Below are 8,728 nucleotides of genomic sequence, written 5' to 3'. Positions count from 1 at the left end.
CTGTCTCAAAATACTTTGCCGCGGGGTGGAGCAGCTGGCAGCTCGTCGGGCTCATAACCCGAAGGTCGCAGGTTCAAATCCTGCCCCCGCAACCAGGATATCCAATGCCAAACGGGGAAACCCGCTTGGCATTTATAATCTGACATGGTGGCTGTGGTGAAGTGGTTAACACGGCGGATTGTGGATCCGTTATTCGAGGGTTCGAAGCCCTCCAGTCACCCCACATCGCGACTAAAAAGTCCAACCTTCTTCGAAAACGGGAAATTGCGGTATGGATAATGCTGAGGAAAGTCCAGACTGCCACAGCCTGAGACGGCTGTAACGTTCGTGCCCGCCGCAAGGCGGGGCGGGGCTTGCCCTGACGACGGCGAAATCGGCTCATGCAGTCGAGATTAGCCATAAAGTGCACAGAGAATGGGTAGACCGGCGACGGTCTAGTGAAAAGCGGTAAACTCCACGAGGCAGAAACCCGAATTATGGTAGGGGAACCCCGGTTAGGGAAAAGGAACCGAGCAGGGGAACGCCGCGCAAGGTAGCACTTCGTGGCGTTAGATAAATAATTTCCTAAAACAGAAACTGGCTTACGGTTTTCGAAGAAGGTTGTTCAAAATAAACGAGTCCGTAGCTCAGCTGGATAGAGCATTTGACTACGAATCAAAAGGCCGCAGGTTCGAATCCTGCCGGGCTCGCCAAATGCTGGTGTAGCTCAGTCGGTAGAGCGTATCCTTGGTAAGGATAAGGTCACCGGTTCAATCCCGGTCACTAGCTCCATATTCTAAAGCCCCGCGATATAGATTGCGGGGCTTTCTTGGTATTTGTAGAGGAAACAAGGATAGGCGGCGAGGTTTGGACGGCACAACCCTGTTCTTTATTCCACAACCTTTAAAAGTTTCTCGATATTGGTAAGTTTGACGCTCGAACGGTAGAAATCAATCAGGCCTTCATCGCGCATCCGTCCCATCTCCCGCGACAGGGCTGTCCGGGATACATTGAGGAAGTCCGCCAGGTCGTTGCGCTTTAGCGGCATGAGGAAGGTCTTTTTATCATGGTGTTTGTGCTGTTCAAGAAGGTAGGTGGCGATTTTGGCGCGCATGCTTTTTATCGTCAGGTATTCGACTTTCCGGTTGAGCATGAGCGCCTTTTCCGATACGATAAGGAGCATATTCCTGATCAGCCGCTGATGTCCGTCGCAGGCATGCGGACAGGTGCCGGTAATCTTTTGCGGCGGCAGGAATACGACCGTGCATTCGCTCTGGGCGACAACGGACGCGGGCCACGTTTTTCGCGCCGAGAAAGCGATCATTTCCCCGAACATGTCGCCTTCGTCCAAGGAGGTCAACACCGAGCGCGCTCCGGCAATATTCTCCTTTACCACCGTGGCTTCCCCGGCGAGCAAGATGCCCAGGCCGATAAACGGCTCTCCCTCGACGGTGATGAAGCTGTTCTTGACGTGGGTGGATATTTTGGGGTTAATGCAGTCCAGCATGATGGACAGAGTATCGGTGGGGATGCCGGCGAACAGTGCGGATTCGGCCAATATTTCGATTTTTTTGTTATTCAAGGCGATCACCTCGATTATTGGTAGCCATGGCTACCGATTTCCTCTTTATATTGTAATACAATGAATTTGGGAAATACAAGCACAGGTAGAGGAGGTAACTGACATGTTGCGCAAGATGGTATCAATAAACGAAGAAAAGTGCAACGGCTGCGGGTTATGCATAACGGCTTGCCATGAAGGCGCCCTGCAGATTATAGATGGGAAAGCGAAACTGGTTGCCGATTCCTACTGCGACGGTCTGGGCGCCTGCCTGCCCGATTGCCCTACCGGCGCGATATCCATCGTCGAACGCGAGGCGGCTCCTTTTGACGAAGAGGCGGTCAAAAAGCATCTAGTCGACAGAGACGCCCACTCCAAACCACCGCAGATGCCGTGCGGCTGCCCCGGGTCAAATGCCAGGGTCATCGCCAGAGAGGCCGACAACAGCCGCGTTGAGCACAAAGTAGGCCGCTCGGAACTTCGCCAGTGGCCCTGTCAACTGAAACTGGTTCCGGTAAGCGCCCCCTATTTCGACGGCGCCCAACTGCTGGTGGCGGCCGACTGCACCGCCTTTGCCTACGCCAATCTGCACGCCGATTTTATGCGCAACAAAGTTACCTTAATCGGCTGTCCGAAGCTGGATGCGGTGAATTACGCGGATAAACTGACCGAGATTCTTAAGCTGCACGACATCAAGAACGTCACCGTGCTGCGGATGGAGGTGCCTTGCTGCGGAGGTTTGGTAAACGCGGTTAAAGAGGCGCTCGCGGCCAGCGGCAAAATCATCCCGTGGCAAGTTGTCGTAATCGGCACCGACGGCTCGATCCGCGAGGATTAGGTGGCCGTTACGCATAAAAATAATAATAATTGGAGGGTTAACAATGAGTGAAATGTTTTGCTTCCAGTGCGAACAGACCGCCGGCGGCAAGGGCTGCACGAAGGTGGGGGTGTGCGGTAAAAAACCTGAAGTCGCCAACAAGCAGGATGAACTGACCGGCGCCATGATCGGCCTGGCCCGCGCCGCCGCCGGCAAGACCCCCGGCAAGGCGGCCGACAAGTTGATGATGCAGGGGCTGTTCGCCACCGTCACCAACGTCAACTTCGACGAGAAACGCGTCGACGAGATGATCGCCGCCGTCCGCGCCGAGAAGGCGAAGCTGGATGCCGCCGCCCAAGACTTCCCCGCCGCCGACCTCTGGAGCGGCAACGAGGACATTGTTTCGCTGCGCTCGACGCTGCTGCTCGGCCTGCGCGGCATGGCGGCCTATGCCTGGCATGCGGCCGTTCTCGGCAAAACTGACGCCGAAGTTACCGCCTGGTTCTATAAGGGCATGAAGGCCCTTGGCGAGGAGCATAGCGCCGAAGAATGGCTCGGCCTGCTGATGGAGTTTGGCCAGATCAACCTGAAATGCATGGCCCTCCTCGACGATGCCAACACTTCCACGTATGGACACCCGGCGCCGACCACCGTGCCCACTATGGTGGAGAAAGGCCCGTTCATCGTCATCACCGGTCACGACCTGCACGATCTTAAACAACTGCTGGAGCAGACGGACGGCAAAGGTATAAACATCTACACTCATGGCGAGATGCTGCCCGCCCACGCTTACCCCGAGTTGAAGAAGTATCCCCACCTCAAGGGCAATTTCGGCACCGCTTGGCAGAACCAGCAGAAAGAGTTCGACAACATCCCAGCGCCCATTTTCTTTACCACCAATTGCCTCATGCCGCCGCGCGCCTCCTACGCTGACCGCGTTTTCACGACCGACGTCGTCGGCTACCCGGAAATGAAACATATCGCCGACGTCAACGGCAGGAAAGACTTCGCACCTGTTATCGCCAAAGCTATCGAACTGGGCGGCTACAAGGAAGACCAGCACTTCACCGGCATCAACGGCGGCAGCCAGCTTGTGACCGGATTCGCCCGCAACACCGTCATGGGAGTCGCCGGCACAGTGATTGACGCCGTCAAGGCAGGGGCGATCAAGCACTTCTTCCTTGTCGGCGGCTGCGACGGCGCCAAGCCGGGCCGCAACTACTACACCCGCTTCGTCGAGCAGACTCCGAAAGACACCGTCGTCCTGACGCTCGCCTGCGGCAAATATCGCTTCAACGACCTCAACCTCGGCGAGATCGGCGGCATCCCCCGCCTCCTCGACATGGGGCAGTGCAACGACGCCTACTCGGCCATCCAGGTGGCTGTCGCCCTGGCCGGCGCCTTCAAGTGCAGCGTCAACGAGCTACCGCTCACCCTGGTGCTGTCCTGGTACGAGCAGAAGGCGGTGTGCATCCTGCTCACCCTGCTGGCCCTCGGCATCAAGGATATCTACATCGGCCCGTCGCTGCCGGCTTTCCTATCCGGAAACGTCCTCAATATCCTGGTCGAAAAGTTCAACCTGCACCCGATAACCACCCCGGAAGAGGACCTAAAGGCCATTCTTGGGTAACCTGCCCCAAAAGAGAAATGGCACCCGGACACAATTGTCCGGGTGCCTCTTTTATGTTTCGGCCATTATCTCGCCGGTGCGGCTGAGGTCGTAGCCGCCCATGCCGGCGCCTCTGCCGGAAGCCCGGACACTATAGTTGCCGGATATGTAGCCGGATATAAGGAAAAAATAGTTGACATTCAAACAAATCCACCTAATATTAAAATTGAAACTTGTCCAAGTTAAGTAAAACTGTGCCATAACCATATCAAGGCTGGCTGAATCACCTGTTGCCGCATTGTTGGCGTAGGACGAAGTAAATGGAGTGAACTCTATGCGGATTATTGTCGGAATCTCGGGCGCCAGTGGCGTTATTCTTGGGGTAAATCTGCTTGAAGCGTTAGCGCGGCATACGGATTGCGAGACACATCTCGTAGTCACCAAAGGCGCAGAAGCGACCTTCCCGTATGAAACCAATATGTGTATCGACGAAGTAGGCCGGTTGGCCACTCATTATCATGCTATCGATGATATGGCGGCGCCGATTTCCAGCGGTTCCTTTAAGACGGACGGAATGGTCATAGTGCCGTGCAGTATGAAGACGCTTGCCGGCGTGGTCACCGGGTATTCCGACAATTTGCTCCTGCGGGCGGCCGACGTCTGTTTAAAGGAAAGACGGCGCGTCGTTCTCGTTCCCCGAGAGATGCCCTTAAGTTCCATACACCTCGGCAATATGCGGGAAGCCTCCCGGCATGGCTGCATCATAATGCCGGCAATGATGACCTTCTATAATAAGCCCCAGACCATTCAAGACATGGTCAACCATTTGATCGGAAAAATCATGATGTCGTTTGATCTCCCCTTCCCGGATTTTATGCCATGGAAGTAGGCGATAACGGGAAAAGGCTGCCGGCCGATTCAGCCGGCAGCGCCAATCTGACAAATATTCTCCGATGGGCCCCGGATATGCTATAATGGATGAAGTATTTCCTTCCGGTTATAAAGCTTAAGTCGATATCCGCTTCATTATGTTGGAGGGCAGCAATATGCAGCAACTAGGGAAAAAGATACAGGAACATTTCTTCGAGATGAGTCCGAAGCAAAAAAAAATTGCCGAGTACATATCGAACAATTATGATAAGGCGGTCTTCCAGACCGCCAAGCAGTTATCCCATGAAGTGGGCGTAAGCGAGGCCACCGTGGTTCGCTTCGCCGTGGTGCTCGGCTATGACGGCTATCCCCAGTTGGTCAAGGCGATGAGCGAGATGGTGCGCGACCGGATTACCACCGTGGAGCGCCTGGAGTTTTCCCTCAAGACCCCGCAGGGCTCCATCCTCAAAGACGTGATGGAGCACGATATCGCCAATATCAAGCTCACGCTCGAGGAACTCGACCTGCCCAGCTTTCTCGAGGCGGTCAAGAGCATGACCCGCGCTAAGCACATCTACATCGTCGCCCTCAGAAGCGCGGCGTCTCTGGGGACCTTCCTGCACTTCTACCTCCAGATCCTGCTTAAAAACAGCCGTCTGATAACCAAGGCCGACACCCTGTTTGAGGACTTGGCCAGCGTCGGCCCGGACGACCTGGTTATCGGCATTTCCTTCCGCCGCTACACTCGCCAAACCGTCGAAGGTATGAGCTTCTGCCGCGAAAAGGGCGCCCGCACGATGGCGATTACCGACGACCATACCTCTGCGCTGGTCAAGCACAGCAGTATTGTTCTGCTCGCCAAACGCGACATGTCCACTTTTATCGATTCCTTCGTCGCGCCGCTGTCGCTCATCAACGCCCTCGTCGTCGCCGTGGGCACGGAGCGTCCCAAGCATACCAGGCAGACGCTCGCCGAGTTCGAAGCCATCTGGCAGAAGCAGAACATCTACCACAAAGACTAGGGTTCCGCCGCCGGGAATAAAGGAAGAGGCTATTCGCGCCGAGCCAGCGCGAATAGCCTCTTTTTCCTTTAGCCATATCGGTTCTCTATAATCGCTCTGTTCCTGTTGGCCGTGTGCTGCGGCTTGCTATATGCTGTCCGGTGTCACAGCCCGAGTATTCTCTTTGCGTCCTCAGGGGTCGCGATCTCCCGGCCGAAGGCCCTGGCGATGTCCGCGATCCGTCTGACCAGCGACAGGTTTGTCGCCAGGACGCCTTTCGAATAGTAGACGTTGTCCTCCAGTCCTACCCGCACGTGCCCGCCCAGGGCCAGAGCGACGGTCGAGAGCGGCACATGGGCCGGGCCGACAACGGAAACCGACCAAACGCAATCCGGCGGCAGGCTCTCGACGAGGTGGAAGAGCTGTTTGGCGGTCGCCGGCTGAGAGCCCTTGACGCCCATAACCAGGTTGAACTGCAGCGGATCCTTCAGCAGGCCCTCCTTCTTGAAGTCAAGGGCGTTCTGGATCATGGCCGTGTCGAAAACCTCGATCTCCGGCTTGATATTACGTTCCAGCATTGTCTTGGCCAGGAAGCGGACAAGCGGGGGATCGTTGACGTTGGCCGAATTGGGAAAGTTCGACGACCCTGTAGACAGGCTTGCCGACGCGGGATTGAGCTCCAGCGGCTGCGCCCGGTCCTCCAGCGTTTTTCCCGCCCTGGCCCCCGTCGAGATCTGGCGGATGATCGGGCAGCCGGTGGCGTCCATTGCTTTGAAGATCGCTGCGAAGTAGCTGCGCAGGTGGGTCGGTTTGCCTTCGTCGTCGCGGGCGTGGATGTGGCAGACCGAGGCGCCCGCCCGGTAGCACTCCAACGCGTCGTTGGCGACCGCTTCCGGCGTGAGCGGTACGTGGGGCGTCATATCGCGGGTGGGGACGTTGCCGGTGGGAGCGACGGTGATAATCAGCTTCTCCATTTTCCTATACCTCGCCTTTAACGATTATCGTAATTCCTGATTGAGCTCGCCGAACCCCGCCACCATGGCGGCGACGATCTCGTCGGCCTGGTCCTTGGTAATGTTCAGCGGCGGCGCCAGCAGGAACTGGTCGCCGTTTTCCCCGTCGGCGTTGCCGGTGCCGGGGTAGACGATTATACCGTGCTTGACAAGTTTTTGAGTCACCTTCTCCGCGACCCCCTGGGCCACTGGGAACGGCTCCTTGGTCTTCTTGTCGCGGACGAACTCGAGTCCTTGCATAAGGCCCTTGCCGCGTACGTCGCCTACGAACCAAAACGGCAGCACCTTCTCCTGTAGCTTCTCCAGCAGGTACTTGCCGACGACGCGGGAGTTTTCGGCGATCTTGTCGCGGATGAGGATTTTCACCACCGCCACCGCCACCGCCGACGCCAGCGGGTTGCCGCCATAGGTGTGGCCGTGGACAAAGATGCCCGACCCCTTCACAAAGGCGTCGAAGATCTCGTCCTTGACGATGACGCCGCCAAGCGGCGCGTAGCCGGCGCTCATCCCCTTAGCGACGCAAATCATGTCCGGGATCACCCCGTAGTCGTCGATGGCAAACATCGTGCCTGTTCGCCCGAAGCCGGCCATCACCTCGTCGTCAATAAACAGGATGTCGTATTTGTCGCAGATCTGGCGAACGATTTTGAAATACTGCGGATGGGGAACCAGCGCGCCGCAGGCCGCGCCCACCACCGGCTCGGCGACGAAGCCCGCGATAGTGTCCGCGCCCTCGAGCTTCAGGATTCTCTCCAGATCATACGCGCACCTCGCGCCGCACGTCTCGGGTCTTTCGCCGAAATCGCAGCGGTAGCAGTAACACTGGGCCGCCTTGGGGAAGTTGAGCAGCAGCGGGGCGTATTTCTTCCGCCGCTTGTCCCCGGTCATCGACAACGAGCCGATCGTGTTGCCGTGAAAAGCCTTCCAGCGGGAAATAAGACGGTATTTGCTCGTTTTTCCGTCCCGTTCGAGATAATACTGGCGGGCCATCTTCAGCGCCGACTCGGTTGCCTCCGAGCCCCCGGACACCAGATAAAGCTTGTTCAGCGAGCCGGGAGCCAGGCTGCTGACGAGATCCGCCAGCTCCCGGATGGGCTGCGAAGTCCAGCGCGACAGGTGGCTGAACGCGACCTTCTGGGCCTGCTCGGTCATGGCCTTCACAACCTCGGGATGGGCGTGACCCAGGTTGGCTACGGCCGCTCCGCAGCAGGCGTCAAGGTACTTATTGCCGGCGGTGTCGAACAGGTAGGCCCCTTCCCCGCGATCCACCTCCATGTGCGTCTTACGCACACTGCGGTAAAAGACGTTATCCATCGATTCGGCCTCCTTATAATGGTTGTATCTATAAATGACCATAGTGAGCGCAAGGCGAGAAACGCAATGAAATTTTAATTTCATTGTATCATTAAAAATGAAGTTATACAATACATAATTGGAAATTTGAATTAACAATTTGCAGTCGTATATTCCTATGAAATTGCATCTATCGATAGTGCGCATCGGGGGAGTCCGTGCCGCTGGTTGTCTACGAACCGCCAGACAAGGGAGTTTTGTCTCCGGATTTGGCTTTCTCCGTTTTTGCCGGCCTGAGCCGGCCGCACTGCCGCAGACCTTGGAAATAACGCGTTGCGGTAAGTGGTTTTTATACTTAATCCATATATTAATCGTTGAATTGATTGAAACATCATTTATGAATAATTATTTTATTTTTTGGGCACAAAAGCTTGGAAGCATTAAATTTTAATTGCTGAATTTAATTCAAATTATAACAAAATTTGAATTAATAATTTCAAAATATGTTGACCTCTCACAAAGTGTAAGATATAATATTATTAAAGTTACCGAAAATTGGATAATGTCTTCTCGACGCACTACACG

At 55.8% G+C, this 8,728-nt stretch carries 8 protein-coding genes, 4 tRNA genes and 1 other RNA gene; 9 read left to right on the top strand and 4 right to left on the bottom strand.

Annotated elements, in window-relative coordinates; translation table 11 throughout:
• Positions 1–19 precede the first annotated feature (19 nt).
• The 5 genes from RIN56_17775 (at position 20) to RIN56_17755 (ending at position 771) form a co-directional block, all read left to right on the top strand.
• Positions 20–95: transfer RNA gene (locus tag RIN56_17775), tRNA-Met, on the top strand.
• A gap of 52 nt (positions 96–147) precedes the next feature.
• A tRNA-His gene (locus tag RIN56_17770) sits at positions 148–223 on the top strand.
• Positions 224–252: 29 nt separating this feature from the next.
• Positions 253–589, top strand: an RNA gene (gene rnpB / locus RIN56_17765) — RNase P RNA component class B.
• A 26-nt stretch (positions 590–615) separates the two neighbouring features.
• Positions 616–692 (top strand) — tRNA-Arg (locus RIN56_17760).
• Between the two features lie 3 nt (positions 693–695).
• Positions 696–771 (top strand) — tRNA-Thr (locus RIN56_17755).
• Between the two features lie 97 nt (positions 772–868).
• Here the strand turns inward: RIN56_17755 and RIN56_17750 are convergent.
• Positions 869–1,570: a Crp/Fnr family transcriptional regulator gene (locus tag RIN56_17750; GenBank protein ID MDR7868645.1), complete on the bottom strand. Its 702-nt coding sequence runs from the start codon at positions 1,568–1,570 to the stop codon at positions 869–871.
• Between the two features lie 94 nt (positions 1,571–1,664).
• On the opposite strand from RIN56_17750, the gene RIN56_17745 reads away from it, so the two are divergent.
• Together RIN56_17745 and hcp are read left to right on the top strand one after the other, a co-directional pair.
• Entirely contained in the window at positions 1,665–2,378 is a 714-nt protein-coding gene (locus RIN56_17745; protein ID MDR7868644.1) for a 4Fe-4S binding protein, read from the top strand.
• Positions 2,379–2,421: 43 nt separating this feature from the next.
• Positions 2,422–3,987, top strand: coding sequence for a hydroxylamine reductase (hcp, locus tag RIN56_17740; protein ID MDR7868643.1), 1,566 nt, complete (start codon positions 2,422–2,424; stop codon positions 3,985–3,987).
• A 51-nt stretch (positions 3,988–4,038) separates the two neighbouring features.
• Here hcp and RIN56_17735 read toward each other — a convergent pair whose 3' ends face one another.
• Positions 4,039–4,170, bottom strand: a complete 132-nt coding sequence (locus tag RIN56_17735; protein ID MDR7868642.1) for a hypothetical protein — start codon at positions 4,168–4,170, stop codon at positions 4,039–4,041.
• A 130-nt stretch (positions 4,171–4,300) separates the two neighbouring features.
• Between RIN56_17735 and RIN56_17730 the strand changes: the two genes are divergently transcribed.
• Together RIN56_17730 and RIN56_17725 are read left to right on the top strand one after the other, a co-directional pair.
• Complete coding sequence (locus RIN56_17730; protein ID MDR7868641.1) at positions 4,301–4,855, top strand: UbiX family flavin prenyltransferase; 555 nt, start codon at positions 4,301–4,303, stop codon at positions 4,853–4,855.
• A 139-nt stretch (positions 4,856–4,994) separates the two neighbouring features.
• Complete coding sequence (locus tag RIN56_17725) at positions 4,995–5,858, top strand: MurR/RpiR family transcriptional regulator (protein ID MDR7868640.1); 864 nt, start codon at positions 4,995–4,997, stop codon at positions 5,856–5,858.
• Between the two features lie 143 nt (positions 5,859–6,001).
• Here RIN56_17725 and RIN56_17720 read toward each other — a convergent pair whose 3' ends face one another.
• Both RIN56_17720 and RIN56_17715 read right to left on the bottom strand, forming a co-directional pair.
• Positions 6,002–6,811 (bottom strand): 3-keto-5-aminohexanoate cleavage protein, encoded by an 810-nt coding sequence (locus RIN56_17720; GenBank protein MDR7868639.1) that lies wholly within the window; start codon positions 6,809–6,811, stop codon positions 6,002–6,004.
• Positions 6,812–6,835: 24 nt separating this feature from the next.
• The gene (locus RIN56_17715) at positions 6,836–8,164 is read right to left on the bottom strand and encodes an aspartate aminotransferase family protein (GenBank protein MDR7868638.1); all 1,329 of its coding nucleotides are present in this window, start codon (positions 8,162–8,164) and stop codon (positions 6,836–6,838) included.
• Between the last annotated feature and the right edge of the window lie 564 nt (positions 8,165–8,728).

It is taken from the genome of Sporomusaceae bacterium (assembly GCA_031460455.1).
Lineage (GTDB): Bacteria > Bacillota > Negativicutes > Sporomusales > UBA7701 > Anaeroselena.
This window is presented reverse-complemented; position numbering and strand designations above follow the sequence as displayed.